Genomic DNA, 25,450 nt, shown 5'->3' with positions numbered 1-25,450 from the left:
CCAGGTCGCCGATCTGCTTTCAACCTCGCCAGCCATCAAAAAAGATCGCCTTGTCGTACTGGAAGACACAAAACATCTGTTCGCGGCGCAAAATATTGTGCCTATCGTCGCCAGTGAAGCGCTGAATGACGCCGTGACCACCACGCTGAACAAAGTCTCTGCTCAGCTAACGACTGAAGATCTGATCGACATGAACGAGCAAATTGCCGAATTTGTCAGCATCGACGATATCGCGCATCAGTGGCTGGTAAAACACGGATTTAGCCAATAAGGTCGCAGACATGACAACTCCTCTGAACGGCAGCATTACCCTCGGGCAGGCGCCAGGTACTGTGGATGAGATAGTGCGGATTGCCGACGGCGCGCCGATCGTGCTGGAGAAGGCGGCGCTGGATAATATGGCGCGGGTCAGCAGCCGTATTCAGCGCGCCATTGAACAAGGCCAGGTGATCTACGGGCTGACGACCGGCGTCGGCGATCTGGTCACCACCCGGCTTTCCCCGGACAGGATGACGGATACCCAGCTGAATATGCTGCGCAGCCACGCCTGCGGAGTCGGTCCGGACCTGACGGTGCGTGAAGTGCGGGCCATGATGGCGGTGACGTTAAAATCCCTGCTACAGGGATACAGCGGCGTTACCCCGGCGCTGGCGCAGCGTATCGCCGATATGTTGAACCGTCAGGTCACGCCGTGGTCACCCGCCGGCGGCTCCGTCGGTTACCTGATTGCCACCGCCCATATCGGCCTTGCGGTCTTCGGCGAAGGCAAATGCTGGTATCAGGGAGAACTGCTGCCGGCGCAACAGGCGCTGACGCGGGCGGGTATCCCGCCCTATGTTCCCGGTCCCAGAGAGGGTCACGCGTTGGTCGGCGGCACCTATGAGATCACCGCGCTGGGCTGTCTGGCCGTGGCGGATTTCCAGCGTCTGCTCCCCGTCGCCGATATGGCGGGCGGGATGGGCCTCGAGGCCATGCGGGGCAATACGCGCGGCTACGATGCCCGCCTGCACGCCCTGCGCCCTCATCCCGGACAGCAGGAAACCGCGCAAAACCTGCGCCGCCTGCTGAAAGGCAGCGAGATCCTGGCGCGTTATCGCGACCACCGGGTTCAGGACGCGCTTAGTTTACGCTGTATCCCCCAGATCCACGGCGCGGTGCGCGACCAGCTGGCTCACTGTCGGCAGATTATGACCATCGAACTCAATTCGGTGACCGATAACCCGCTGTTTCTGGTTGAAGAAGACAGGCTTATCGTGATGCCAGGGGGCAACGGTCACGGTGCGCCAACGGCGCTGGCGCTGGATGCGCTGGCCGTTGCGATTGCCCAGTTGAGCACCGCTTCCCAGGCCCGTTGCGACCGAATAACCAATACGCATCTCAGCGGGCTGCCGGCCTTTCTTATCTCGCCGGATTCGGGGTACTCCGGGATGATGATCCCACCCTACGTCGCCGCTGCGCTGGCGGGCGATAACCGCAGTCTGGCCGGCCCGGCCAGTATCCACACGGTATCCACCTGCGCCGGTCAGGAAGATCATGTCAGCATGGGGGTTGCCGCCGCACGTAAAGCGCTTAAGGCGGTAGAAAACGCCGTGGACATCGTCGCCATCGAACTGCTGTGCGCCTGTCAGGCGCTGGAGTTCCATCGCCCGCTGCGTGCCGCCGTGGGCAGCGAAGCGACGCTGGAGAGAGTGCGTCAGGCGGTGCCGTTCCGGGATAAAGATACGCTGCTCTACCCCGATATACATGCGCTACGCACCCTGATTAATCAGGGCGAACTCAGCGAGATGCTGCAGGCATTGTGCGAAGAGGAGTGACAACACGCGCCGCAGAAGGAGCCTGCGGCGTGATTAAAGGGGAATCAGCGTGATGCGGGCCAGACGCGCGCCCGGAGAGTCCTGGATAACCAGCGCCACCGTTTCATCCACCAGCAGGCTGTCGTAATGTTCCAGTAAATAGCGTTGGTCGCCAACGCTCACCCGCAACGCGGGCCCGGCATTAAACAATATCCGCAGTCCGCCCTGGTGCGACCACGTTCCCGCCCCGCACCAGCTCACCGTCGCCCGCAGAGCGGCCTCCCGGTAAATCACATTAAAATCCAGCAGCGGGCCGCCGACAATCTCACAGGATACGCTGCTTGCGCCGTTAAACCCCAGCGCCTGGAAAGGCGCAATCAATGCGCTGCGCTGCCCATCGATTGTCAGGTACATCCCGCCGCCTTCCAGCACGCTGATATTGCGCAGGTAGCCGGGAAATGCGGAGAACGGACCAGGCTGGCGAATGGTCGCCAGGGATATACGCCAGTCATATTCCCCCGCTTCCGGATAGCGGGCCACTTCGCGCGTCACGCCCTGGCCGTTTTTCCAGGGCATTTCCGTATACAACCCGGCAGGGAGCAGACGGATCATTTGCGCATGCTCCCTTCCAGGCGGTAACGCGGACCGGGATAGACCAGGCGCACGCTGGTGACGATTTTCTTCTCCTGACGGCCGGTCCACGTCCGACGATTGACCAGCAGACAAGGCGTATGTTCATCGATTTCCAGGTAAACACACTCGGCCCGCGTGACGTTGACCGCTTCAATAACGTGTTCGCCTTCAACAATCGGCGCAATTGAGGAGAGATAGGCGTTCGGCGTGATACGTGTAAAATCCTGCTGCAGGTAGTCCGGCACAACCTGCATATTCACCAGTCGGTCTTCCAGCATAACCGGTACGCCATTTTCATAATGGCAAATCAGCGAATGGTACAGACCGCAACCCTGCTGCATGCCAAAGCTGAACGCCTGCTGGGCATCGGCTTCGATTTCCGTCAGTCTGAAGACTCTGGCGTGGTGGCGGTGGCCACGGCTGGCGATTTCGTCAGCGATATTGTTAATGTCCAGCAGCGCCGACTGGCCGCGAATTTCGGCGACAAAAGTACCGACCCCCTGCATCCGCACCAGCAAGCCCTCCGCGGTCAGTTCTCGCAACGCGCGGTTAATCGTCATTCTGCTATAGCCAAACAGCGTGACCAGTTCGCTTTCAGAAGGAACACGGTAATTCGCGGGCCATGCCCCGCTGTGGATCTTGGTTTTGATCATGGCCTTTACCCTTTCATAAAAGGGGGCGGGATGTTCAAGTAACTCATCCATGGAATCCGAATTTGACAGGTCGTTACGCGCCATTAACCATTCCTCATATGCTGACGTTGTCAGTTTACTCTATGACCTGTTAGATGTATATATATGTACATGTATATACATTAGCACTGATAATAAGGTGATAAAATGGCAGTCTGGTTGGCAGAAAAAGCGCTGTTGCCTGATGGCTGGGCAAATAATGTCGGCATAACCGTGTCCGAAGAAGGCATCATAACCGCGCTGGAAAAGAACGCAGCGCCGAATCCGCAGGCGACGCGCATCAAAGGGGTCGTCGTGCCGGGTATGCCGAACCTGCACTCCCATGCCTTCCAGCGGGCGATGGCCGGGTTAACGGAGGTGGCGGGAAACCCGTCGGATAGCTTCTGGACCTGGCGGGATCTGATGTACAGGCTGGTAGATAAAATTACGCCAGAACAGCTGGAAACCATCGCCAGCTATCTGTACATCGAAATGCTCAAAGCCGGGTACACCTCGGTCGCCGAATTCCACTATCTGCATCACAGCAGCAGCGGCGCGCCTTATGAAGAGCGGACGGAATTAGCGCTGCGTATCGCCAGCGCGGCGAAACATGCCGGCATCGGCCTGACGCTGCTGCCCGTCCTGTACAGTTACGCCGGGTTTGGCGCGCAGCCGCCCTCCGTTGGACAGCGCCGCTTTATCAACGATAGCGACAGCTACCTGACTATGTACGAGTCGCTCACATCGCGGCTGGCCGGCGAGCCAATGCAGCGTACCGGTCTGTGCTTCCACTCATTACGGGCCGTTACGCCGGAGCAGATTGGCGCCATTCTGGCCTGCCATCCTGGCCAGCAGCCGATTCATATTCATATTGCTGAACAGCAAAAAGAGGTGGATGACTGCCTGGCCTGGTCCGGCGAGCGCCCGGTGGAGTGGCTGTACAACCATCTCCCCGTGGATTCGCGCTGGTGCCTGATCCACGCCACTCATCTGACGCCTCAGGAAACGATGAAGATCGCCGCATCCGGTGCGGTGGCCGGCCTGTGCCTGACCACCGAAGCCAATCTCGGCGATGGCATATTCCCTGGCCCACAATATCTGGAGCATAACGGCGTCTGGGGAATTGGTTCCGACAGCCACATTAGCGTCAGCGTCAGCGAGGATTTACGCTGGTTCGAATACGGGCAGCGCCTGGTAGCCCAGCGCCGCAACCGGCTCATCGTCCCAGGCGAGCCTCACGTCGGCAACGTGCTGTATCAAGGGGCGCTACGAGGCGGCGCCAGAGCGCTGGGACAAAACATTGGCCAGCTAAGCGTAGGATATCGGGCCGATCTGGTCGTATTGGATAGCCAGAATCCCTTTATCGCCAGCGCAGAAGACCAGATGCTGCTCAACCGCTGGATCTTCGCCTGCTCGTCTAATCCCATTACCGCGGTGATGACTGGCGGACGCTGGGTGATTGAGGATGGGCATCACCATAAAGAAGAATCTGTCTCTCAGGCATTTATTCAGGTAATGAAAGATCTCGCAGCCTGATATCGAAAAAAACGGTTCACCGACGGTGAACCGCTTTGTTTTCGGATGTATTCAAAGTAAAAGCCTCAGGCGATTCACTGAATCCAATAAGCCAGCCCCGCGGCGAAGAGCATTGAAAGCAGGACCGATGCCAGGCCAGGCAGCAGAAAAGGGTGATCGATAATATGTCGGCCCAGTCTGGTGGAGCCGGTATCATCCAGCTCTACCGCCGCCAGCAGCGTCGGATAGTTTGGCAGAATAAAAAGAGAAGCCGTTGCCGGGAAGCAGGCAACCAAAATAGCCGGGGCAACGCCCATACTCAGCGCGGCGGGGAATAAAATTTTTGTGGAAGCCGCCTGAGAATACAGGAAGCATGAGGCCGCCATAATAATAATGGCCAGCATCATGGGCGAATCCAGCAAGTGTGACGAGACCGCGCTTTGCAACCACTGTTGATTACTGTCCATAAAGGTTGAACCCAGCCAGGCGACGCCGAGAATACAGATGCAGGAGGTCATCCCGGTTTTAAACACCGAGCCGGACGGGACCTTGTGTACGTTAACCCGGCAGCACACCACAATCAGCAGCGCAACGCCCATCATCACCCCTACCCGCGCCTGTCCGCTGCTCATGACCGGATGGGCAATCAGCCCGAGTTTCGGACTGGTGACAATCGCATAAACCAGCACCACAACTAACCCGACGATAAAAATCAGCACCGAACGACCGGCGCAGGGCGGGATCGCCCGCGCAGTCCTTGCCTGCACCTGAACCGGATTGTCATTGAGCCGATCCTGCTGGCGGATCCTGTCCCAGCACAGGTAAAAAACGGAGGTGACCAGCAGCGCCAGAAAGGTGGACGGGATTGATACCGCAATAAGCTCAATATAGCCCCAGCCAGAATGGCCCTTTTCCAGAATCCCCGAGAAGAAAATCACCGCCGCAGAAATGGGCGACGCCACAATGCCCAGCAAAGAGGCGCCGACCGAAAGAGCAAGCGCCCGGGTGGGTTTTATATTGTTCTCTTTCGCCACGCCGACAATAACCGGCATACAGGCAAAAGAGACCTGCCCGGTGCTGGCCATCATGGTTAATAGCCAGGTGGAAAGCGGCGCGGTGATGACTAACAATCGCGGATAGCGGCGCAGCAGGCGCTCGGTGAGGTCAACAAGGTATTCAATACCGCCGGCCTCCTGCATGGCGGCAATCGCCACGATCACCACCATGATAAATACGATAACCAGCATCGGCATATCACCCGGCGTGGCGCCGAGCGCGCTGAGGACAATCACGCCGGCGCCGCCGGCAAACCCCACGCCGATCCCCCCGACCCGCATGCCGATGTACAGAAACAGCAGCACCACCAGAAACTGAACCAATATCATATATTGCCTCCACGGCTCCCTGTCCGGCATTAACCCTTTACATGATTAAATGGCCTGCAAGTCCTGGCCGCCGGGCAAACGCGCTCTCACCCTGTTTTTGGATACAAACGATAACTTATCGCGCTAACGCGGCATCGCTGTACACGGTATTCATCAGGCATCCGATCTGCTCAATCTCGACTTCCACCCTGTCCCCGGGCTGCATAAAGAGCGGCGGGGTACGTTTTTTTCCGATGCCTCCGGGCGTGCCGGTCAGAATGACATCTCCCGGAGAGAGCGCGCTGAAGGTGCTGATATACGCAATGAGTTCGGCAATTGAATACAACATGCTGCCCGTATTATCCTGCTGGACCGTCTGGCCATTCAGCCGGGTGGTAATATTCAGATTTTGCGGGTCGGGGATAGCGTCCGCGGTCACCAGCCAGGGGCCGAAGCCGCCCGTCGCTGGCCAGTTTTTCCCGCCGGTAAAGCAGGCATGCTGCCAGTCGCGCACGGAGCCATCCATATAGCAGCTGTAGCCGGCAACATAATGCAGCGCCTCCTGCTCTGGTATATTGCGTCCTCCACGGCCCATCACCAGCGCCATTTCGCCTTCATAGTCAAACTCATTACTGCGTTCCGGCTTGAGGAGCGGTGCCAGATGCCCGGTCTGTGAATCCGCAAAGCGGATGAATAGCACAGGATTAGAGGGTTTCTCGTTACCGGCAGCGTTTTTATCGCGATAATTCACGCCAGCGCAGATAATTTTTTTCGGTTCAGTAATGACCGGCAGGAAAGCGATCTCGTCGAAAGAATAGTTCGCCTGTTTCGCAGACGGCGGCAGAGTATCAACAAGATGAAGATGCGGTATAAATTCCAGCAGGCTGCCGTATTGAGGAAACCGCGCCTGCAGATCGATGACGCCGTCAGCGGTCGCCAGGCCATATTTGTTTTTATCATTAACGCGAAAGCTTAATAGTTTCATAAATCACCCAGGAATATACAGAGGTGAAAGCCCCGACGTTATGATGAAGAGCAGCAAAAAATACCGGGGCGAAGTAACCGATGATCCGCAATACAGTAAGCGATATTTCTGCATTGCGGATTAACAACAGACGCAGAATAAATTAACCGACGCGGCCCAGCTCAGCGGCGCGCATGGCGTCGTGGATCTCTTTTTCAGCGCCATTTTCGAGCGGCAGCAGCGGAGAGCGAACGGTGGCATGTTCAAGGATCCCGCGCGCAACCAGAGCATGTTTAAGGGCCACGGTACCTTCCATGTGCGAACCGCGGTGGTAGACGCTTTTGGTCACCGGCAGCAGTCGGTCGTGCAGCTCGCGCGCTTTAACGTAATCGCCCGCTTTACCCGCCTTAATCATTTCAATTAACGGCTCAGGCGCGATATTGCCGTAACCGACCAGGAAGCCATCCACATCAAAGGCGGTATGCAGCAGATATTCATCGTGGCAGCTTAAGATTTGCAGATCCGGACGCTCGCGGCGAATAACCGGAATTTCGGTATCCCAGCGGCGCATATTACGTACGCCATTCTTCATGGCAAATACGCCCGGCTGCGCGGAGATATCCAGCAGCGTTTTCAGGTTGTAGGTGGCTTTAGTGACATCCGGATACTGGAAAAGAATCAGCGGCAGGCCGCTTTCTTCATACACCACGCGGTAGCGATCCTGAGGCGCGCCATCCTGATAGCCAAAGCGCAGCCAGCCGTGGGAAGGATAGAGCAAACCGGCGGATGCGCCAGCGGCAACGGCGCGCTTCGCCTCCAGCGCAGCCACTTCCGTCCCTTCCCCGGTGATGCCGGCAATGATCGGAAGCTTATCATCCACAGACTTCACAAATGCACGGATCACATTCGCCTGCTCTTCCTGGGTCAGAAAAGTCCCCTCCCCTGCGTGTCCCAGCACCACCAGACCTTTCACCCCGTCGATGCTGCCCAGCCAGCTACCGAGGCGCTGAATGGCATCATAGTCTACGCGTCCATCGCGAGTGAAGGGTGTAACCGGAGCCGGAGTCAAACCTCTCAGATCGATGTTAATCATAAATATCCCCTTGATGAGTAAGCATTTGTTTACGGTTAAGCGATTCTTTGAAACGGAAGTGAAATCGTTTCTGCAATCGTTTTCACGAGATTGACATTGAACCTCAAAAATAAAACCGTCAACGCCATGTTGGTTAAAAATGCAACGCAGATCACAAACTAAACCGCGATCTGCATCCGGGATGAGATCCGTTATACAAAATTCAACCCTCCCCGCTTTCTCCTGGAAAGTCGGGGGAGGATCGCAGGGGGATTATTTACGTGGAGACGCAGTAGACTTACGGGGAATAAGGGAAGGCGTGGTAATCCGCATATTATTATTTATCTCTGGATTCAATAACATATCAACCGCATTGCTGGCGATATGCTCCAGCGGCGTTCTGACCGAGGTCAGCGCCACGGGCAGTCTGCTCACAAGGGGAATATCATTGTAGCCGACCAGGGAGAGATCTTCGCCAATCACCAGCCCCTGCTGGTGCGCGGCCGCGAGGACGCCGATCGCCAGCTCGTCATTGACGGCAAATAGCGCGCTCGGGCGATGAGGCTGGCTGAGAATTTTCATTCCCTGCTGCTCCCCCGAGGCGATATTAAAATCTGAATGACAGCACCATTCCGCTTCGATCCTGAGCCCGGCTTCCTGCATTGCCCGCTCAAAGCCCTTACGCCGGTTGCGCGCGTTGGAGGCAAAATCAGGGCCGCCAATCAGGCCAATATCGCGGTGGCCTAAATCAATCAGGTGTCGGGTGGCCAGATAGCCGCCAAGCTCATCGTCCCCGACCGATGAGGGGCTAAAACCGTCGGTACGCAGCGCCAGAACGTGGGGCACATCCCGTTCACGCAGGGTTTGCGGCAAAGGATCGTCCAGCCGGCAGGTGGACATGATCAACCCATCCACGCGGCGATCCAGCAGCGATTCCACGGCGTTTTTCTCCTGATCCTTGCTATCACCGCAGGTCGCAACGATCGCGAAATAGCCTCGCCTGGCCGCCGCCCTGGCTATCTCTTCGAAAAGCATCGCCGTAACGGCATCGGTCAGCCTCGGCACCAGGACGCCAAGCGTTCCGGTATCGCCCCGGCGCAGGCTGGAAGCAACATAGTCCCGACGGTAGCCCAGCTCACGGGCCACCTGGCGAATTTTCTCTGCCGAGGCGCTGCGCGAGGTGGGTAACCGTTCATCGAGTACGCGCGAAACGGTCGAGACGCTCACGCCCGCAGCGCGAGCAACATCCCGCATTGTCGCCAGCTTTTTTTCCGGCAAATCGTTCAGTTCACTTTCTTGATCCATCTGCTGCTCCAACTCATCAATGCGGGTAAAAATCCGTGTTGCCCGTTCAACGGATACCATCGTGCAAACCGTGGGGTTAAAGGATCTTACGTCAAACCTCGCCCGGACAAAAGGAATGGTGCTTCACTTTGCCGGGTTCATTCAGCCGGTCTTTAATTCACATTTCTTATTCATTTTGCTTTGCATTCGCCGCTTCGTCTTTTTGCGCGTGAGTTTTTTCAGATTGTGAACTGCTCGACATTTATACAACAGGCGTAATTGACTTAGCGGCGAATCCAGCAAAGGATTAGCTGCAAGTGAAATCGATTGCAGTAACGTTATCATAAACACATCAGGACAGCATTATATGCAGCACGTCGATGAATAAGGGTTCGTTGCCCTGTGGTTATTCAGAACCTTACGTGTATGCCCCAGACAACGTTTAACAGGGTAATACTATGTCAACTCAGGCCATTGCTTCAGATTACGCCGTTGCCAGCGCAACGACGTCCACGCCAGACGCGCTGCTGGCAAGGCTGGAACGCCTCCCCATCACCCGACGGCTGAAAGCGATCCGCGTTATCGTCGGCTTATCGACGTTTTTCGATGCCTATACCATTATTGCTATCGCTTTTGCGCTCCCCCAGCTTACCCAGGAGTGGGGTCTCACGCCGACGTTTGTCGGCCTTATTATTGCAGCCAGCTACGTGGGCCAGCTGTGCGGCGCCCTGTTTTTCGGCTCGCTGGCGGAAAAAATAGGCCGTATCGGCGTATTGCGTATCACCATCATCATGTTCGTACTCATGGATGCGGCCTGCCTTTTTGCCTGGAACGGCTGGTCAATTCTTGTTATTCGCTTTTTACAGGGGGTGGGTATCGGTGCGGAAGTCCCCGTTGCCAGCGCCTATATCAATGAATTTGTCGGTGCCAAAAAGCGCGGACGTTTCTTTTTGTTGTATGAAGTGATTTTCCCTATCGGCATGATGTTTGCCGGATTGGTCGGCTATTTTCTGGTGCCCATCTATGGCTGGAAAGTCATGTTTTTAATTGGCTTAGTCCCCTCCGCGCTGACCGTTCCCCTGCGCTGGCTGATGCCGGAATCACCGCGCTGGTTGACAGCAAAAGGGAGGCTGAAGGAAGCGGACAGCATCGTATCGACGCTGGAATCAGAGGTCATCAGGCGCGGGATGACGTTGCCCGAACCGGAAATAAAAGCCCCCGCGGCGCAAAAAGCGGCTCCGGAAGGGGTTAAAGCCCTCTTTGGCGGTATCTATAAATCCCGCACCTTTATGCTATGGGGACTGTGGCTGACGGTTTATAGCGTCAACAACGGAATGATCACCTGGTTTCCAACTCTCTACAAAACCTGGTTTAACCTCTCCCTCGATACCAGCCTGGCCTACGGCTGGATCACCTCTTCCTGCGGCGTCGTGGCTTCAGTGATCTGCGCCTTGATGATCGACCGCGTCGGGCGCAAACGCTGGTACACATGGGCCTTTTTACTGGCCGTCGTTCCGCTGATCACGCTCTCCGTTCTGGGCGCGAAATCCGCCGTTGAAATTTTGATTCTGGGCAGCCTGACCTACGCCATTCTGCAGACCATCGCTTTCTCGCTTTATCTGTACGCGGCTGAGCTTTATCCCACCCGACTGCGCGCTATCGGCACCGCGTATTCCAGCGCATGGCTCCGGGCGGGGTCATCCATCGGCCCACTGATGGTCGGTTTTATCGTCAGCGGCTTCGGGATCCGCTTTGTGTTTATCACTTTCGCGGTCATTGCGCTGATTGGCGGCTTAATTACCTGGCTTTTTGCCATTGAAACCAAAGGAAAATCGTTAGAAGAGCTGTCGCCATAGACGGCCTGTGGCTCCGGAAAGCGCGGAGCCACCTTTGACAGGAGGTCGGCGCAGTCGGCTGATTCAGCCGCGCCTTACCGGGAAATATTCATAGACCTGGATCATTAACAGGCGGTAAAAACATGAACAAACTCATCCACAGCGGCGCGATGCTGCTGGCTTTACTACACCCTTTACAGACGCTGGCCAACGAGACGCTTTTTTCTCCCACCGCAAAAAACATGACCGGAGAATGGGGAGGCGTGCGTACGGATCTGCGCCGTCATGGTTATGATTTTACGCTGGAATATAGCGCGATGACGGCCACGAATATCTCCGGCGGTTACGATCGCGATAAAACTCTGCGCTACAGCGACCAGTATATTCTCGGCGTAAATATGGATCTGGAAAAGATTTTAGGTATTCACGACGGTGAATTTAAAGCGTCGGTGAATAATCGTAACGGGCGAGATTTGACTCAGGATCGCCTTCAGGATCCGCGCGCGCCGGTAATAGGCTCCGGTGTTCAGAGCAACTACGGTCGGGGGCAAACATGGCACGCGACGCAGTTTTGGTTCAAAAAAACCGGGTGGGATAAAAAGCTGGATCTCAAGGTGGGCCTGATGCCGCCGGGAGAGGATTTTGATAACAACGGCTGCTTTTTTCAAAACCTGTCGCTGTGCGGCTCTTTAGCCGGCCACGGCAGCGGCGTCTGGTATAACACCCCCATAGGCCAGTGGGGCGGCCGTATTAAATACAGCCCTGCCCCGGCGCTTTACGTCCAGGCCGGCGCGTTTCAGTACAATCCTGCCTACGCCACCCGCCACGGAAGCTTCCAGCTGGATGGTACCGGGCATCTGGGGTACATGTACCTTTTTGAACTGGGATATCGACCTACTCTCGGCGCGGCAAAACTCCCCGGCATCTGGAAACTCGGGGGATGGTATAACACGGCGGACGCCAATGATGTGCTGGATGATGACAATGGCGATCCCTATGTGCTCACGCACCAGGCCGCCCGGCGACACGACGGCCGCTACGGAGGTTATCTCTATGTCGTCCAGCAGCTGACCTACTCGAGCAGCCAGCGCCAACGTGGCCTTAGCCTTTTCGGGCATCTGGCAATGAATGATAAAGATACGGCGACAATGGACTATCAGATTCAGGCAGGCGCCATTTATCAAGGCCCTTTCGCCAGCCGTCCGCAGGACTTTATCAGCTTCGGCGTCAGTAAAATGCACGCCAACGACAGAGTCGCCCGTCGGGCGCAGCTCCTGAACCAGATGCGGGGGATCGATGATTATGATAACCCTCTGTATGTTCCGGTTCGCAGAGCCGAGTATGCCGCAGAGCTGCATTATAGCTTTCGCGCGACGCCATGGCTGACCGTGCGCCCTAACCTGCAGTTGCTCGTTCATCCGGGAGGAAGCGAAGAGATTAAAAACGCCTGGGTGCTCGGCAATCAGGTGACCGTCAAATTCTGATAAAACGGGCTGCTACCGTCCGGGCTGCTCTATTCAGCAATACGCAGCCTCTCAACGCTTTAGCGCACCTGAATCAACGACCAGACACATGTCTTTCCAGGGGGAGAGGAGATTATCTCCCCATTTACTCCCCACGCCACAGGGGATTCAGAAGGAGTACGGACAGAACTGGAGTCAGCTTCTTTATTTAGCCCTCTTGTCTATCGCGGGAAATTCTTTGGTCGCGGTCGTGGTTATCCAGTCACGGAAACGCCGGCATATCTTCTGCAAGACCGCGGACTCATCGTACACCAGATAGTACGCAATCGGCGTATCAACCGGTATTTTTAGCGGGTTAATCAGCAAACCACTCTTCAGTTCTTCACAAATAAGAGAACTGCGCACGAGCGCGATACCTTTGCCCGCGATTGCGGCCTCAATCACGCCGTTGGAATCAATGAAAACGGGCCCCGTGTCTGTCTTCAGATCGCTAATACCCAGAGCACGAAACCAGAGAGCCCAGTCCAGCCGGTGTTCATCGTGCAGCAGCGTGTATTCAGCCATATCGCCCGGTGATGAGAGCTCGTCTTCTGATGCAATTAACCGGGGGCTACAGACCGGGAGTAGTTTATCGTTTATCAGGCACTCAGACTCCAACCCGGGATAGTCACCAGCCCCGTGTCGGATGGCGAAATCAATCCCTTCAGACAGTAAATCAACCTGCCTGTTGGTTGTACTGATTTGCACTTCCACGCCCGCGTTGGCTTTTTCAAATGCAGGCAGCCGCGGCAGGAGCCATTGGATGGCAAAACCACTTGTGCAACTGACCGTCACTTTGTTTGCCTTTCCTTCATTCATTAAGCGCTGTGTTGCTTCTGCTATCTGATTGAAAGCTGGCCTTATCGCCCGCAGGTAGATGCGGCCTTCGGCTGTCAGTTCGAGACGGCGAGGACTACGGATGAACAACCGGCTGTTCGTCATGCTTTCCAGCTTAGCAATCTGTTGGCTGACCGCGCTGGATGTCACGCATAACTCATCGGCAGCCGCTTTCATACTCATCAGCCTTGCCGCAGACTCAAAGCACATAAGCGCATGTAAAGGTGGCATTTTCATCGGCTACACGACTTCATGAATTAGAAAAGCTTAAGTATAAACAAAAATCTTGTTTGTCAGTACGCCCGCCCTGTTTCACAGTTGCGTTGTTACTTCTCATTCAAATAAAAGGAACCGCTATGCGCATTGCTGATTATCTTCGGTTATTGTTGCTCGCCGCTATCTGGGGCGCGAGTTTTCTCTTTATGCGTATAGCCGTACCGCAGTTTGGCGCTATTAACACTGCTTTTTTGCGCGTCTTTTTTGGTTTCACAGGACTCGCGGTTATTTTATTTATCTTTAAATCTTCTTTTGACTTTAAAGATAAATTTAAGTCCTCTGTGATTCTTGGCGTCATTAATTCTGGATTACCCTTCCTGATGTATTGCCTGGCCGCCAAATGGTTACCGGCAGGGTATTCAGCCATTCTGAATGCAACAACGCCGTTGATGGGGGCACTGGTTGGGTTTGCATTTTTTGCAGAGAAATTAACCTTCAGAAAATGGGCTGGCATGCTCCTGGGCGTTGTCGGGATCATCACGATCACCACAATTGGTGAACCCCTGTCAGCGGAGAAACCAATTGCCGGCGTTATTGCCTGCCTCATCGCGACCAGTTGCTATGCGATCGCCGGTTTTCTGACGCGTAGCTGGATTTCAAATAAAGGTGGACTCGATCCTAAAATCGTGGCCTTCGGTAGTCAGATAGGTGCGTCCTTTTTTTTGCTACCCTTTTTTATATGGAGCCCCCATAGTGGACCGACCGTTAACTGGTTACAGCAAGAGGCATGGATAAGCGTCATTGCCGCGGGAGCGATCTGTACCGCATTTGCCTACATACTCTATTTCCGGCTTATCGCTGATATCGGCCCCTTACGTTCACTCACAGTGACCTTTTTAATTCCTCCATTTGGCGTGCTATGGGGATACATGGTACTGAACGAAACCGTTAACAATGGTTTTGTTATCGGGGCGCTCATTATAGGTATAGCTGTCTGGATGGTTGTGAGCCCGGAAAAAAATAATTAGCGGCGGAGTACGCAGAATCAAATTGACGCGCTTTCAGTGCCAGAAATCCCCAAGAAATTATCCTGAAAACGTAATGAATATGGCCAGTTCGCCGCTAACAGGCTGCTGTCCAGGGCAAAGCGTAAACTGACAAGAGAACACCCAGGGGCACCCGTTCCTTCGGTTCTGCCCCCACCCTGATCCCGGCATAGCCTTCCTGCTATGCCAGGTATTTCAACTACCGCTTGATTAACGCAAATACGCCCCAGCCAAAGTATTCACGCGTATAAGTCGCATGGCGTTTTGGCGCCATCGTCAGCTCCGCCCGGACTTCTGGCACAAAATCATCATCGGGGTTTTCCTCTAACCAACGGCGCATGGTGAGCCATTTCGCCGCTTCGTAGCGGTCCCAACCTTCCTGGTCCGCCAGCACCATTTCGACGAGGTCATAGCCAAGCGCATCGTAAGAGGAGACCAGATCGGCAAGCGTCAGAAAGTCGGCGAGCGAAGAGGCGCCACAGGCCTGTGCTATCTCTTCCGTTGCCGGTACCTGGCGCCAGTACGGTTCGCCGATCAGCAGCATACCGCCGGGCTTGAGGCTTTTGCTCAGCAGCTCGATAGTCCCGGCGACGCCGCCGGCGATCCAGGTCGCGCCCACGCAGGCGGCGATGTCGCATTTTTCCCCGGCCACATAACCGGCGGCGTCCTGGTGAATAAACGTCACGCGGTCGGCAACGCCGAGCTCTTCTGCCCGCAGCTTAGCCTGCTCGCTGAACAGCGCGCTCATGTCGACGCCGATGCCGCGAATGCCGTGATCGCGCGCCCAGGTACAGAGCATCTCCCCCGATCCGCTGCCAAGGTCGAGTATCCGGGTTCCGGCCTTCATTCTCAGCACGCGGCCAAGGGCGGCATATTTTTCCGGCGTAAACGGGTTATGGATGCGGTGAGCGCTTTCACTAATGGTGAAAATACGTGGGATATCCAATGGTTGAATTCCTTTTATGGGTTTTGCGGAAAGAGAATCGGGAACGTTTTTTTCGGCCAGCAGCGCGTACAGCTTGCCGGTAAAGGTTTCGCTGACCGGCCATTCCGCCTCATCCGGGCGGGTAATGGTGGTCAAACCCGCCGTGCGCAGCAGGTCGAGATAAGCGTCATCGTGCCAGGCGGTCATCCGGCTGCCGAAGCGCGTCACCTTGCCGCTCTCTTCAATCGCCATAAACCGCGTGGAGCTGGTTTGCGCCGCCGGATCCCAGGCGTGCTCCGTCAGCAGCAGGTGCGGAACATCAAGAAACAGCCCCTGCGGACAGCGCTGCCAGCCGGGATCGGCCATTCCCTGACGTTTAACTTCAGCATAGGTATGAACCTCGATGAGCAGCTTTCCCCACGGAACCAGCCACTGCGCGCAGCGATGAACCAGCGAGCGGGCCTCAGCCGCGCTGAACACGTTCAGTTCACCGAAGGTCATCATAATGAAATCAAACTGGGTTTCCGGCGCGTAGTCGCGAACGTCCTGCTGGTGATAGGCAATATCCAGCCCGGCCGCCTGCGCCTGCTGCCGGGCCCAGGCGATCGACGCCGGCGAAAAATCCACGCCCGTACAGTAAAAGCCGCGCTCCGCCAGCAGGCGGGTGTAAAAGCCTGGCCCGCAGCCGAGGTCCAGAATGCGCGCGCCGGCGGGTAGCTGTCCGGCAATCCACGCGACCTGTTGTTCGATAACCGCCCGCCTGCGGCTGGCCCAGTCGTGCTCCTGCGACAGATGGTTTTCCAGCATGCGCTGGCTAAAAGCCGGTTCATCCCAGGGGATTTTGCGCTCCCGGGATGACAACGCGATATGCCTGGAACCTGTAATAATCGTGCCAATAGTCATCATCATCTCCTTATTGATTACTCGCGCCAGTGCTCGGGTTTCATTAACGCCCGGGCGCACTGTATCTGGCCCGTTCGTCCCAGCGGCTGAGACGAAATCGGCTGCAGCATCCAGCAGGCTTTATGCGCCTCGGGAATCGGATAAGGCGCCGGATAGCCTTTATCTCCCGCGCATGGCTCAAACCCGTGCCTGGGGTAGTAAGCGGCGTGGCCCAGAACAATTACCATCTGGCTTCCCATTGCTTTCAACTGCTCAATGCCGTGCCGGATAAGCTCTCCGCCAACGCCAACGCCCTGGTATTCCGGCACCACCGCCAGGGGAGCAAGGATGTGCATCATCGGCGAGTCCGGCTCCCCTTTGAACGTCGCCCGGGTGAATAAAATATGCCCAACCGCCTCTCCGTTATGCCTGGCCAGCAGCGATAACGTCGGGCAGGCGCTCTCATCGTTGAGCAAATCGGCCACCAGCCTGGCCTCTTTGCTGTAGCCGAAAGCCCGGGTTTCGACGTCGAGAATGTCATCGGTATCGCCTTCAGAGGCGACATGAAAAGTGAAGCTATGGTTTGTCATCAGAGGCTCCTTAACGATTGTCCAGCTGTGCGCGGACGTTATTCAGCCCGGTGGTATTGATGCGGTAGGGCTGTCCGTTGACGGACTTAATCAGCTTTTTGGTTTTGAGTTTTTTGAAAACGGCGAGCGTACAGTCGCTGAGCAGGAGCCCTTCGCGGCTGTAGCATTCAACAGAGGTGACGCGGCCTGATGCATCGCGGATGTGCGCGATCCGGCCACCTTTAGCGAGAACGTGTAAGGTACGTTGTTCCTGACGGGATAGATTCATACTGAAGAAACCTGTTAATCATCATGCGTAAAAACGAGCCAACACCCGCAGGTGTTCGCGTAAGGTTTAAGCGCAGCGATAACCAGTCCGGCCTGAAAAGGTCGGGAAGCTGATTATCTGATGATGACATTCTCCAGCATCAAAGCCTCGGTGAGAGTTGAAAAGGTATTTACCAGCGGAATGATAACACGTAGTTTTTATATGGAAATCGTAATAATCAAAAAGTGTGATCTGCTGCGAGTCCGTACGCGCTCCGGCCGGCATCAATGACCGCCTCCCTTCTTCTGGTCGATAGGTTTGGCACATTGGTTAACCATTTCGCAACACGACGCTACCCGCCGCGCGCTGACCCTATGCCCATGAAGAATTCCACTTCCCCGGTTGTGAGTAATCTCTTGAAGTACATGAAAATTGCTTAACGCTAACGCCAGCAGAATCCGCCCGCGCCCCGTGGCGGTTTATCAATGCCGCCCTGTTTAACGTTTCCTCCCTTTCGCGCATCTCCGTCACACTTTGGTTTACCAATTTGCCATTCATGGTTGACATGTTCGACCAATTGGAGGAATTTATACGCCATATCGTCTGGTTTCCCCTCCGTTACGATGGTTGACCGGAACCGACGCTACCATCAAAGCAGCGGCCTGAAGCAGGTCAATAACGTGAAAGAGGTTAAGCATGGAACAGACATGGCGCTGGTATGGCCCTAACGATCCGGTCACTTTAGCTGACGTCCGTCAGGCGGGCGCGACCGGAGTGGTTACCGCCCTGCACCATATCCCGAACGGTGAAGTGTGGACGGTTGACGAAATCCTCAAGCGTAAAGCCATCGTGGAAGCCGCCGGGCTGGTATGGTCGGTGGTCGAAAGCGTACCGATTCACGAAGAGATCAAAACCCATACCGGCAACTACGCGAAGTGGATCGCTAACTACCAGCAGAGCCTGCGCAATCTGGCCCAGTGCGGCATCCGTACCGTGTGCTACAACTTTATGCCGGTCCTCGACTGGACCCGTACCGATCTAGAATACGTCCTGCCGGATGGCTCCAAAGCCCTGCGTTTCGATCAAATTGAATTCGCCGCCTTTGAACTGCATATCCTCAAGCGCCCGGGCGCGGAAGCGGACTATAACGCCGAAGAGGTCGCTCAGGCGAATCAGCGTTTCGCCACCATGAGCGATGAAGATAAAGCGCGCCTGACCCGCAACATTATCGCCGGTCTGCCGGGCGCGGAAGAGGGATATACCCTCGACCAGTTCCGCCAGCACCTTGCCACCTATAAAGATATTGATAAAGCCGCGCTGCGCGAGAATTTCGCCGTCTTCCTGAAAGCGATTATCCCCGTCGCCGAAGAGGTTGGCGTGCGTATGGCGGTACACCCGGACGATCCGCCGCGCCCGATTCTCGGCCTGCCGCGCATCGTCTCGACCATCGAAGATATGCAGTGGATGGTCGACACGGTGAACAGTATGGCTAACGGCTTTACCATGTGCACCGGCTCCTACGGGGTCCGCGCCGACAACGATCTGGTGGATATGATTAAGCAGTTCGGCCCGCGCATTTACTTCACCCATCTGCGCTCTACGCTGCGCGAAGAGAACCCGAAAACGTTCCACGAAGCCGCTCACCTGCACGGCGACGTGGACATGTACGAAGTGGTGAAAGCGATTGTTGAAGAAGAGCACCGCCGTAAAGCGGAAGGCAAAGAGGATCTTATCCCTATGCGTCCTGACCACGGCCACCAGATGCTCGACGATCTGAAAAAGAAAACCAACCCCGGCTATTCCGCGATTGGTCGCCTGAAAGGGCTGGCTGAAGTTCGCGGCGTCGAGCTGGCGATTCAGCGCGCTTTTTTTAGCCGCTAATTCCTGACTGGCGGGGCCGACGTCCCGCCTTTACCTCTTCGGCCGCCTTTTGCGGCCCACTCTGGAGTTTGCTATGACTGCAACCATTGCCGACAGCAACCTGCCGGTGACGCGCCCCGCATGGGATCGTTCTCGCCTGGAATCCCGCATCGTTCACCTGGGCTGCGGCGCATTTCACCGCGCACATCAGGCGCTTTATACCCATCATCTGCTGGAAACCAGCGACAGCGACTGGGGCATCTGCGAAGTCAACCTGATGCCGGGCAACGACCGCGTTCTGATTGAACAACTGAAAAATCAGCAGCTGCTCTACACGGTGGCGGAAAAAGGCGCTGACAGCACCGCGCTGAAAATTATCGGTTCGATGAAAGAGGCACTGCATCCGGAAATCGACGGCTGTGACGGCATTCTGCGCGCCATGACGCGTCCGCACACGGCAATCGTCTCCCTGACGGTCACTGAAAAAGGCTACTGCACCGATGCGGCCAGCGGCCAGCTCGATCTCAACAACCCGCTGATTCAACACGACCTCGCCAACCCGGAGACGCCGAAATCCGCCATAGGTTATATCGTCGAAGCGCTGCGCCTGCGCCGTGAGCAGGGGCTTGAGGCCTTTACGGTGATGTCCTGCGATAACGTCCGCGAGAATGGCCACGTGGCGAAAGTGGCGGTGCTTGGCCTGGCCCAGGCGCGCGACCCGCTGCTGGCGGCATGGATTGAAGCCCATGCCACCTTCCCGTGCACCATGGTTGACCGCATCGTACCCGCGGCGACGCCGGAAACGCTGCAGGAGATTGCCGACCAGCTTGGGGTCTACGATCCGTGCGCCATCGCCTGCGAACCGTTCCGCCAGTGGGTGATTGAAGATAGCTTCGTCAGCGGCCGCCCGGCGTGGGATAAAGTCGGCGCGCAGTTTGTTGAAGACGTCGTGCCGTTTGAAATGATGAAGCTGCGGATGCTCAACGGCAGCCACTCCTTCCTGGCGTATCTTGGCTATCTCGGCGGCTATGAAACCATCGCCGATACCATGACCAACCCGGCCTATCGCGAAGCGGCTTTCGCCCTGATGATGCAGGAGCAGGCGCCGACGCTTTCCATGCCGGAAGGCACCGATCTCCAGGCCTACGCCACGCTGCTTATTGCCCGTTTCAGCAACCCGTCGCTGCGCCATCGTACCTGGCAGATCGCCATGGACGGTAGCCAGAAGCTGCCGCAGCGCCTGCTGGATCCCATCCGTCTGCATCTGCAAAACGGCAGCAGCTGGCGCCATCTGGCGCTCGGCGTGGCGGGCTGGATGCGCTATACCCAGGGCATCGACGAGCGGGGGCAGCCTATTGATGTCGTCGACCCGCTGCTGGCGGAGATCCAACAGATCAACCAGCGTTATCGGGGTGCAGAACGCGTCGCCGCGCTGCTGGCGTTAAGCGGAATTTTTGCCCACGATCTGCCGGACAATAGCGATTTTATTGCGGCGGTGACGCAGGCTTACCACGCGCTGTGCGAACGCGGTGCCCGCGAGTGCGTTGCGGCGCTCGGCGGCGGCCTGTAACGCTCTGTCCTGCTACGGGTCAACTGCACACCAATGTGGTTGACCCGTTTTCCCACTCTCCGCGCACGGGGAGGTGCCAACCCCCTGGCCAGATGCTATAGTCAGCCACCGGGCTATCGCATCTCACAGCATAACATCATGAAATCACAAACTTCTCAGCACAGACCCTATCAGGAAGTCGGCGCGTTGATCCGCAATTTGATCGTCCAGACGCCCTATAACCCCGGCGATCGCTTACCGCCGGAACGCGAAATCGCCGAGATGCTGGACGTGACCCGCACCGTGGTCCGCGAGGCGCTGATCATGCTGGAGATTAAAGGGCTGGTCGAAGTGCGCCGCGGCGCCGGGATCTACGTGCTCGATAACGCCGTCGGAGAAGGCGCGGCGGAGAGCGCGGACATCAATCATTGCAATGATGCCGGTCCGTTTGAACTGCTGCAGGCCCGCCAGCTGCTGGAGAGCAATATCGCCGAATTTGCCGCCCTGCAGGCAACCCGGGAAGATATCATCAAAATGCGCCAGGCTTTGCAGCTGGAGGAGCGCGAGCTGGCCAGCAGCGCGCCGGGCGGCTCCGAAAGCGGCGATATGCAGTTTCATCTGGCCATTGCCGAAGCGACCCACAACAGTATGCTGGTCGAGCTGTTCAGGCAGTCATGGCAATGGCGGGAAAATAACCCCATGTGGATCCAGCTGCATCGCCATCTCGGCGATACCCACTACCGCCAGGAGTGGCTGGTGGATCATAAACGGATCCTCGCCGCCCTAATCAAAAAAGACGCCCGGGCGGCCAAGCTTGCCATGTGGCAGCATCTGGAAAACGTCAAACGCCGCCTGCTGGAGTTCTCCAACGTCGATGATATCTACTTCGACGGCTACCTGTTCGACTCCTGGCCGCTGGACAACGCAGACGCCTGATCCCTGCCGCTGGCGCACGGATAGCGGCCGTCCGCGCGCCTTCTGTGCCACAGCGCAAAAGTTGATAATGATTCTCATCTTTATTGTCGCCCTGCCCGCGCAGTGATAAGGTGACGTCATCCGATGACGCCCTCTCCGGTGCCGAAAACCGCATGAACAAGACAACTACGCAGAACGAACCCGCCCGCCAGGCGCTGAGGAAAACCTTCTCCGTCAGCGAGTTTATGGCGTTTGGTGAACGATACGGTATCGACTACCGCTTCCCGCAGCTGCTGCAAAAGCCGGAGCCTTCACACACCAGCCCGGTGCTGCGGGGAGAAGTGGAAGAGATGACCCTGCCCTGCGGCATGTGCGTCACCCATTCTGATGTTCACGTATTGCAGCCTTATGAGACCACCTCCCGCCACAGTAGCCCGCTCTATATGCTGGTGGTGCTGGAAGGCTGCGTCGCGCTGACCCTCAACGGGGAGCAGCACCTGGTGCGTTCCGGGATGGCCTTCACCTCGCGCCTTAGCGAACATCAGGCCATGCGCGCCCGCCACGATGCCGACAGCCGGCTCCGTACGCTCTCCCTCGGACTCTACCCGGACGGCACCTGGCGCGATGGCCTGCTCGATTCATTGATGCGCGAGTGGGAAAGGTGCCAGACGCCAACGCTTATCTGGCAGATACCGGGTTTTCTGCTGAGCGGACTGCAGTACGCGCAGCAGAGCGCGCTGAGTCGCGTGTCCCGACAGCTGATGCTGGAAGGGCTTATCCTGCAGCTATTCGGCCATGGACTGAGCGTCTGTCAGGATGAAAGCGCGAAGCACGTCGCCCCGGCGGGCGGCGAACAGCAGCGGCTGGAGAGAGTTCGCCGCCTGCTGGAGCAGTCGCCGGAAAACGACTACACCCTCAATGAGCTGGCCCAGCGGGCGGCGATGAGCTCCAGCAGCTTGCGCAGCAAATTTCGCCAGGCATACGGCTGTTCGGTTTTTGACTACCTGCGCGACTGCCGCCTGGCGCGGGCAAGAGGCTATCTGCTGGAGGGCTATAGCGTGCAGCAGGCGGCCTGGATGTCGGGCTACCAGCACGCCACCAACTTCTCTACGGCTTTTCGTCGGCGCTACGGCATCTCGCCCTGCGATGTGCAAAAGCCGGGCTAATCTATTTTTCCCGTTTTTGCGAAAAATAGTCAGCGTCTTTGGCAGCGCGCATACGTATCCTGGCATTGCGCATAGCTATAGAGAGCATCAAAAAGGTAATAATTCTTATTAACAATTAGAAATGCCTTTGGAGATGTTCATGTTTGCGAAAACTCGCCTGGCGCTACTGGTAGGATGGGTGACCGGCGGCGTCGCCTTCCCGCTGCTGGCCCAGGAAACAACAAAAAACGAAACCATCGTGGTCACTTCGCAGATGCAGAGCGGCGCGACCAAAATTGCCACCCCGGATATAGAGACCCCGCAATCGGTGTCTATTATCACGCGCGAGCAGTTTGAAGAACAGGGCGCGATCAGCGTCCGCCAGGCCGTGAGCTATACCCCCGGGGTTTACAGCAACCAGATTGGCGCCTCCAACCGCTTTGACTATATCGTCCTGCGCGGCTTCTCCGACGGCAGCCTGGATAACGTCTATCTCGACGGCCTGAAAATGATGGGCGATACCAACTCGCACAGCTCGCTGGTGGTCGATCCGTGGTTCCTGGAAAATATCGAAGTGGTGCGCGGCCCGGCCTCGGTGCTGTACGGCCGCTCTTCACCCGGCGGCATCGTCGCCCTCACCTCGCGTAAACCCTCATTCGATCCCGGCGGAGAAATTAAGCTGTTTGCCGGGAATAACAACCAGCGCGGGGCAGCGTTTGACGTTACCGGGGCGCTGGACGATAACGATCGCGTGGCGGCGCGCTTAAGCGGCATGACCCGCTATGCGGACTCGCAGTTTGATACCTTAAAAGAGCAGCGCTACGCGATTATGCCCAGCCTGACCTGGCGCATCACCGACCAGACGCGCCTTGATTTAATGGCCTATCTGCATCGCGACCCGGAGGGCGGCAGCCACTCGGGCCTCCCCTATGAAGGTACCGTGGTGCCGCACTACGGCAAGAAAATCGCTAACACCTTCTTCGAGGGAGAAGATGACTACGACAAGTACGATCGCCGCGAAAATATGGTCGGCTACAACTTCGAGCATCTGTTTGATAACGGCTGGTCGGTGCGGCAGAAGCTGCGCTACCTGCATACCAAAGTCGAGCTGAATCAGGTTTATGCCGCGGGCTGGCTGAACGAAACCGAGCTGAACCGCGGCTATTCCGGCTCGGACGAAAAGATGAACGCCATCACCCTCGATAACCAGCTCGACGGCAGCGTCGATACCTGGGCCGTTAACCATCGCCTGCTGATAGGGATCGACTATCAGGACCGCAGCAACGACACCACCGGCTACTATGGCGCATTCCCGGCCATCGACGCTTTTAATCCGGTCTACGGCGCGAAGCCGGATTACATCACCATGTACAGCCGCGAGAAGCACAAGCTGCGCCAGACCGGCTACTATTTACAGGATCAAATGTCCTGGGAGCGCTGGCGCTTCACCCTCGGCGGACGCTATGACCAGGTCAGCGTCTCCAACATCGATAAGCTTAATCAAACGCGCAGCGATCTGGATAAGAACAACTTCAGCACCCGCGCCGCGCTGCTGTATCTGTTCGATAACGGGTTTGCCCCGTACATCAGCTACTCCACCGCCTTTACGCCCACCAGCTTCGCCGACGAAAACGGCAACGTGCTGGATCCGATGAAAGGCAAGCAGTGGGAGGCCGGGCTGAAGTATGAGCCGGAAGGAATGAACAGCCAGTTCAGCGCCTCGGTATTCCGCATCAATCAGACCAATATCGCCACCAAAGAAGAACCGACCGATCCGTATCGTTCGATTGGTGAAATTGAGTCGAAAGGGGTGGAGCTGGAGGCGATCAGCCAGCTAACGGACAGCTTCCGCCTGCAGGCCGCCTATACCTGGACCGACATTCGCTATAAGAAAAGCAGCCCGGAAGAGCAAGGCAAGCGCGCCGTCTACGCGCCGCGCAATCAGGCCAGCGCCTGGCTGAGCTATGATGTGAAAAGCGGCCCGCTGGATGGCCTGACGCTGGGTTCAGGCGTGCGCTACGTCAACGGCATTACCAGCGACCGCCTGAATACGCACACTCTACCGTCCTGGACGCTGGTGGATATGACGATCGGCTATGACCTGTCGAAAGTGGGAATTAAAGGCCTCAGCGCCCAGCTGAACGTCAATAACCTGACCGACAAGAGCTACATTGCCGCCTGTAACTCGCTCTCCTACTGCTACTTTGGCGCGGAGCGCAGCATCGTCGGCAGCGTCTCCTGGAAGTTCTGATAACGTTAAAAGCCCGGAGTTATTGGCTCCGGGCAGCCGATTAATCTTCCGCTTTATGGGCCCACGCGGGCATGGCGGTTAAATAACGCATCGCCCGCTTGCGTGATTCCACGGGCCCGACCTTCTGCCAGGAATCGAGGTACTCGGCCAGGCCGGAAACGGCATCCTCCCAGGACTTAAGCTTCCCCTCGCTATCGCAGCACCAGGCGCAATAATCGTCGCTTGCGCTTTTCGCACCTTCGGCGGACATCGGCATTCCACAGGCCTGACAAAACCTTTCTTGCTGTGACATAGAGCGCTCCTTTCTTGCCAGTTGAGCATAAAAAATACCGCATTTTTTGCACAATAACGTAC

General features: G+C 56.7%; 22 protein-coding genes and 1 pseudogene. 11 read left to right on the top strand and 12 right to left on the bottom strand.

Features of this window, described 5'->3' with window-relative positions; translation table 11 throughout:
* Together HMPREF1144_RS23645 and HMPREF1144_RS23640 are read left to right on the top strand one after the other, a co-directional pair.
* The coding region (locus tag HMPREF1144_RS23645) for a glycine betaine ABC transporter substrate-binding protein (protein ID WP_009654178.1) at window positions 1-271 on the top strand (271 nt) is incomplete at its 5' end.
* A gap of 10 nt (window positions 272-281) precedes the next feature.
* A complete protein-coding gene (locus HMPREF1144_RS23640; protein WP_009654194.1) occupies window positions 282-1,814 on the top strand; it encodes an HAL/PAL/TAL family ammonia-lyase in 1,533 nt (510 codons plus the stop codon).
* Window positions 1,815-1,847: 33 nt separating this feature from the next.
* Here the strand turns inward: HMPREF1144_RS23640 and HMPREF1144_RS23635 are convergent, their stop codons facing one another.
* Both HMPREF1144_RS23635 and hutC read right to left on the bottom strand, forming a co-directional pair.
* Window positions 1,848-2,405, bottom strand: coding sequence for a HutD family protein (locus HMPREF1144_RS23635; RefSeq protein WP_004848016.1), 558 nt, complete (start codon window positions 2,403-2,405; stop codon window positions 1,848-1,850).
* Window positions 2,402-3,163: a histidine utilization repressor gene (gene hutC / locus HMPREF1144_RS23630; RefSeq protein WP_004848014.1), complete on the bottom strand. Its 762-nt coding sequence runs from the start codon at window positions 3,161-3,163 to the stop codon at window positions 2,402-2,404. The genes HMPREF1144_RS23635 and hutC overlap by 4 nt, the downstream gene beginning before the upstream one ends.
* Before the next feature lie 102 nt (window positions 3,164-3,265).
* Between hutC and HMPREF1144_RS23625 the strand changes: the two genes are divergently transcribed.
* Window positions 3,266-4,633, top strand: coding sequence for a formimidoylglutamate deiminase (locus tag HMPREF1144_RS23625; protein WP_004848011.1), 1,368 nt, complete (start codon window positions 3,266-3,268; stop codon window positions 4,631-4,633).
* Window positions 4,634-4,707: 74 nt separating this feature from the next.
* On the opposite strand, the gene HMPREF1144_RS23620 is transcribed toward HMPREF1144_RS23625, so the two are convergent.
* From HMPREF1144_RS23620 to HMPREF1144_RS23605, 4 genes are all read right to left on the bottom strand, one after another.
* Window positions 4,708-5,997, bottom strand: a complete 1,290-nt coding sequence (locus HMPREF1144_RS23620; RefSeq protein ID WP_004848008.1) for an anaerobic C4-dicarboxylate transporter family protein — start codon at window positions 5,995-5,997, stop codon at window positions 4,708-4,710.
* Window positions 5,998-6,112: 115 nt separating this feature from the next.
* Window positions 6,113-6,961, bottom strand: a complete 849-nt coding sequence (locus HMPREF1144_RS23615; protein ID WP_009654187.1) for a fumarylacetoacetate hydrolase family protein — start codon at window positions 6,959-6,961, stop codon at window positions 6,113-6,115.
* A 142-nt stretch (window positions 6,962-7,103) separates the two neighbouring features.
* Complete coding sequence (locus HMPREF1144_RS23610; RefSeq protein WP_004848004.1) at window positions 7,104-8,033, bottom strand: dihydrodipicolinate synthase family protein; 930 nt, start codon at window positions 8,031-8,033, stop codon at window positions 7,104-7,106.
* A 252-nt stretch (window positions 8,034-8,285) separates the two neighbouring features.
* On the bottom strand, window positions 8,286-9,317 hold the full coding sequence (locus HMPREF1144_RS23605) for a LacI family DNA-binding transcriptional regulator (RefSeq protein ID WP_004848002.1): 1,032 nt from the start codon (window positions 9,315-9,317) through the stop codon (window positions 8,286-8,288).
* A 437-nt stretch (window positions 9,318-9,754) separates the two neighbouring features.
* Between HMPREF1144_RS23605 and HMPREF1144_RS23600 the strand changes: the two genes are divergently transcribed.
* Window positions 9,755-11,152 (top strand): MFS transporter, encoded by a 1,398-nt coding sequence (locus HMPREF1144_RS23600; protein WP_009654185.1) that lies wholly within the window; start codon window positions 9,755-9,757, stop codon window positions 11,150-11,152.
* Window positions 11,153-11,274: 122 nt separating this feature from the next.
* On the top strand, window positions 11,275-12,615 hold the full coding sequence (locus tag HMPREF1144_RS23595; RefSeq protein WP_009654189.1) for a carbohydrate porin: 1,341 nt from the start codon (window positions 11,275-11,277) through the stop codon (window positions 12,613-12,615).
* Window positions 12,616-12,798: 183 nt separating this feature from the next.
* On the opposite strand, the gene gcvA is transcribed toward HMPREF1144_RS23595, so the two are convergent.
* A complete protein-coding gene (gene gcvA, locus HMPREF1144_RS23590) occupies window positions 12,799-13,707 on the bottom strand; it encodes a transcriptional regulator GcvA (protein ID WP_009654176.1) in 909 nt (302 codons plus the stop codon).
* 119 nt (window positions 13,708-13,826) lie between these two features.
* Here gcvA and HMPREF1144_RS23585 point away from each other — a divergent pair, with 119 nt between their 5' ends.
* Window positions 13,827-14,714, top strand: coding sequence for a DMT family transporter (locus HMPREF1144_RS23585; protein ID WP_009654181.1), 888 nt, complete (start codon window positions 13,827-13,829; stop codon window positions 14,712-14,714).
* Between the two features lie 217 nt (window positions 14,715-14,931).
* Here the strand turns inward: HMPREF1144_RS23585 and HMPREF1144_RS33770 are convergent, their stop codons facing one another.
* The 4 genes and pseudogenes from HMPREF1144_RS33770 to HMPREF1144_RS23570 all read right to left on the bottom strand — a co-directional run bounded on the left by HMPREF1144_RS33770 (window position 14,932) and on the right by HMPREF1144_RS23570 (window position 17,397).
* A complete protein-coding gene (locus HMPREF1144_RS33770; RefSeq protein WP_227500453.1) occupies window positions 14,932-15,678 on the bottom strand; it encodes an SAM-dependent methyltransferase in 747 nt (248 codons plus the stop codon).
* Window positions 15,679-16,038: 360 nt separating this feature from the next.
* Window positions 16,039-16,464, bottom strand: a pseudogene (locus HMPREF1144_RS33765) (class I SAM-dependent methyltransferase); the annotation flags it as partial.
* A gap of 113 nt (window positions 16,465-16,577) precedes the next feature.
* Complete coding sequence (locus tag HMPREF1144_RS23575) at window positions 16,578-17,129, bottom strand: GNAT family N-acetyltransferase (RefSeq protein ID WP_009654186.1); 552 nt, start codon at window positions 17,127-17,129, stop codon at window positions 16,578-16,580.
* Between the two features lie 10 nt (window positions 17,130-17,139).
* Window positions 17,140-17,397, bottom strand: a complete 258-nt coding sequence (locus HMPREF1144_RS23570) for a YjhX family toxin (protein ID WP_004110819.1) — start codon at window positions 17,395-17,397, stop codon at window positions 17,140-17,142.
* Between the two features lie 675 nt (window positions 17,398-18,072).
* Between HMPREF1144_RS23570 and uxuA the strand changes: the two genes are divergently transcribed.
* From uxuA to foxA, 5 genes are all read left to right on the top strand, one after another.
* Entirely contained in the window at window positions 18,073-19,257 is a 1,185-nt protein-coding gene (gene uxuA, locus HMPREF1144_RS23565; protein WP_009654188.1) for a mannonate dehydratase, read from the top strand.
* A gap of 73 nt (window positions 19,258-19,330) precedes the next feature.
* Window positions 19,331-20,806: a fructuronate reductase gene (locus tag HMPREF1144_RS23560; RefSeq protein WP_009654193.1), complete on the top strand. Its 1,476-nt coding sequence runs from the start codon at window positions 19,331-19,333 to the stop codon at window positions 20,804-20,806.
* A 138-nt stretch (window positions 20,807-20,944) separates the two neighbouring features.
* A complete protein-coding gene (gene uxuR / locus HMPREF1144_RS23555; RefSeq protein WP_004847986.1) occupies window positions 20,945-21,721 on the top strand; it encodes a Uxu operon transcriptional regulator in 777 nt (258 codons plus the stop codon).
* Between the two features lie 152 nt (window positions 21,722-21,873).
* Window positions 21,874-22,866, top strand: coding sequence for a helix-turn-helix transcriptional regulator (locus HMPREF1144_RS23550; protein WP_032721281.1), 993 nt, complete (start codon window positions 21,874-21,876; stop codon window positions 22,864-22,866).
* A gap of 121 nt (window positions 22,867-22,987) precedes the next feature.
* The gene (gene foxA, locus HMPREF1144_RS23545; protein ID WP_085955006.1) at window positions 22,988-25,096 is read left to right on the top strand and encodes a ferrioxamine B receptor FoxA; all 2,109 of its coding nucleotides are present in this window, start codon (window positions 22,988-22,990) and stop codon (window positions 25,094-25,096) included.
* 40 nt (window positions 25,097-25,136) lie between these two features.
* On the opposite strand, the gene HMPREF1144_RS23540 is transcribed toward foxA, so the two are convergent.
* Entirely contained in the window at window positions 25,137-25,388 is a 252-nt protein-coding gene (locus HMPREF1144_RS23540) for a zinc ribbon domain-containing protein (protein WP_004133790.1), read from the bottom strand.
* Window positions 25,389-25,450: the final 62 nt, after the last annotated feature.

The sequence above is a fragment of the Klebsiella sp. OBRC7 genome (assembly GCF_000293135.1).
GTDB classification, from domain to species: Bacteria; Pseudomonadota; Gammaproteobacteria; order Enterobacterales; family Enterobacteriaceae; genus Klebsiella; species Klebsiella michiganensis.
The sequence above is the reverse complement of the archived record's forward strand: the minus strand, read 5'-3'. Positions and strand labels throughout refer to the sequence as shown.

Coding starts and splice junctions, on each gene's coding strand:
- HMPREF1144_RS23640 (WP_009654194.1), top strand. CDS start 282: ATGACAACTCCTCTGAACGGCAGCATTACCCTCGGGCAGGCGCCAGGT.
- HMPREF1144_RS23635 (WP_004848016.1), bottom strand. CDS start 2,405: ATGATCCGTCTGCTCCCTGCCGGGTTGTATACGGAAATGCCCTGGAAA.
- hutC (WP_004848014.1), bottom strand. CDS start 3,163: ATGGCGCGTAACGACCTGTCAAATTCGGATTCCATGGATGAGTTACTT.
- HMPREF1144_RS23625 (WP_004848011.1), top strand. CDS start 3,266: ATGGCAGTCTGGTTGGCAGAAAAAGCGCTGTTGCCTGATGGCTGGGCA.
- HMPREF1144_RS23620 (WP_004848008.1), bottom strand. CDS start 5,997: ATGATATTGGTTCAGTTTCTGGTGGTGCTGCTGTTTCTGTACATCGGC.
- HMPREF1144_RS23615 (WP_009654187.1), bottom strand. CDS start 6,961: ATGAAACTATTAAGCTTTCGCGTTAATGATAAAAACAAATATGGCCTG.
- HMPREF1144_RS23610 (WP_004848004.1), bottom strand. CDS start 8,033: ATGATTAACATCGATCTGAGAGGTTTGACTCCGGCTCCGGTTACACCC.
- HMPREF1144_RS23605 (WP_004848002.1), bottom strand. CDS start 9,317: ATGGATCAAGAAAGTGAACTGAACGATTTGCCGGAAAAAAAGCTGGCG.
- HMPREF1144_RS23600 (WP_009654185.1), top strand. CDS start 9,755: ATGTCAACTCAGGCCATTGCTTCAGATTACGCCGTTGCCAGCGCAACG.
- HMPREF1144_RS23595 (WP_009654189.1), top strand. CDS start 11,275: ATGAACAAACTCATCCACAGCGGCGCGATGCTGCTGGCTTTACTACAC.
- gcvA (WP_009654176.1), bottom strand. CDS start 13,707: ATGAAAATGCCACCTTTACATGCGCTTATGTGCTTTGAGTCTGCGGCA.
- HMPREF1144_RS23585 (WP_009654181.1), top strand. CDS start 13,827: ATGCGCATTGCTGATTATCTTCGGTTATTGTTGCTCGCCGCTATCTGG.
- HMPREF1144_RS23575 (WP_009654186.1), bottom strand. CDS start 17,129: ATGACAAACCATAGCTTCACTTTTCATGTCGCCTCTGAAGGCGATACC.
- HMPREF1144_RS23570 (WP_004110819.1), bottom strand. CDS start 17,397: ATGAATCTATCCCGTCAGGAACAACGTACCTTACACGTTCTCGCTAAA.
- uxuA (WP_009654188.1), top strand. CDS start 18,073: ATGGAACAGACATGGCGCTGGTATGGCCCTAACGATCCGGTCACTTTA.
- HMPREF1144_RS23560 (WP_009654193.1), top strand. CDS start 19,331: ATGACTGCAACCATTGCCGACAGCAACCTGCCGGTGACGCGCCCCGCA.
- uxuR (WP_004847986.1), top strand. CDS start 20,945: ATGAAATCACAAACTTCTCAGCACAGACCCTATCAGGAAGTCGGCGCG.
- HMPREF1144_RS23550 (WP_032721281.1), top strand. CDS start 21,874: ATGAACAAGACAACTACGCAGAACGAACCCGCCCGCCAGGCGCTGAGG.
- foxA (WP_085955006.1), top strand. CDS start 22,988: ATGCCTTTGGAGATGTTCATGTTTGCGAAAACTCGCCTGGCGCTACTG.
- HMPREF1144_RS23540 (WP_004133790.1), bottom strand. CDS start 25,388: ATGTCACAGCAAGAAAGGTTTTGTCAGGCCTGTGGAATGCCGATGTCC.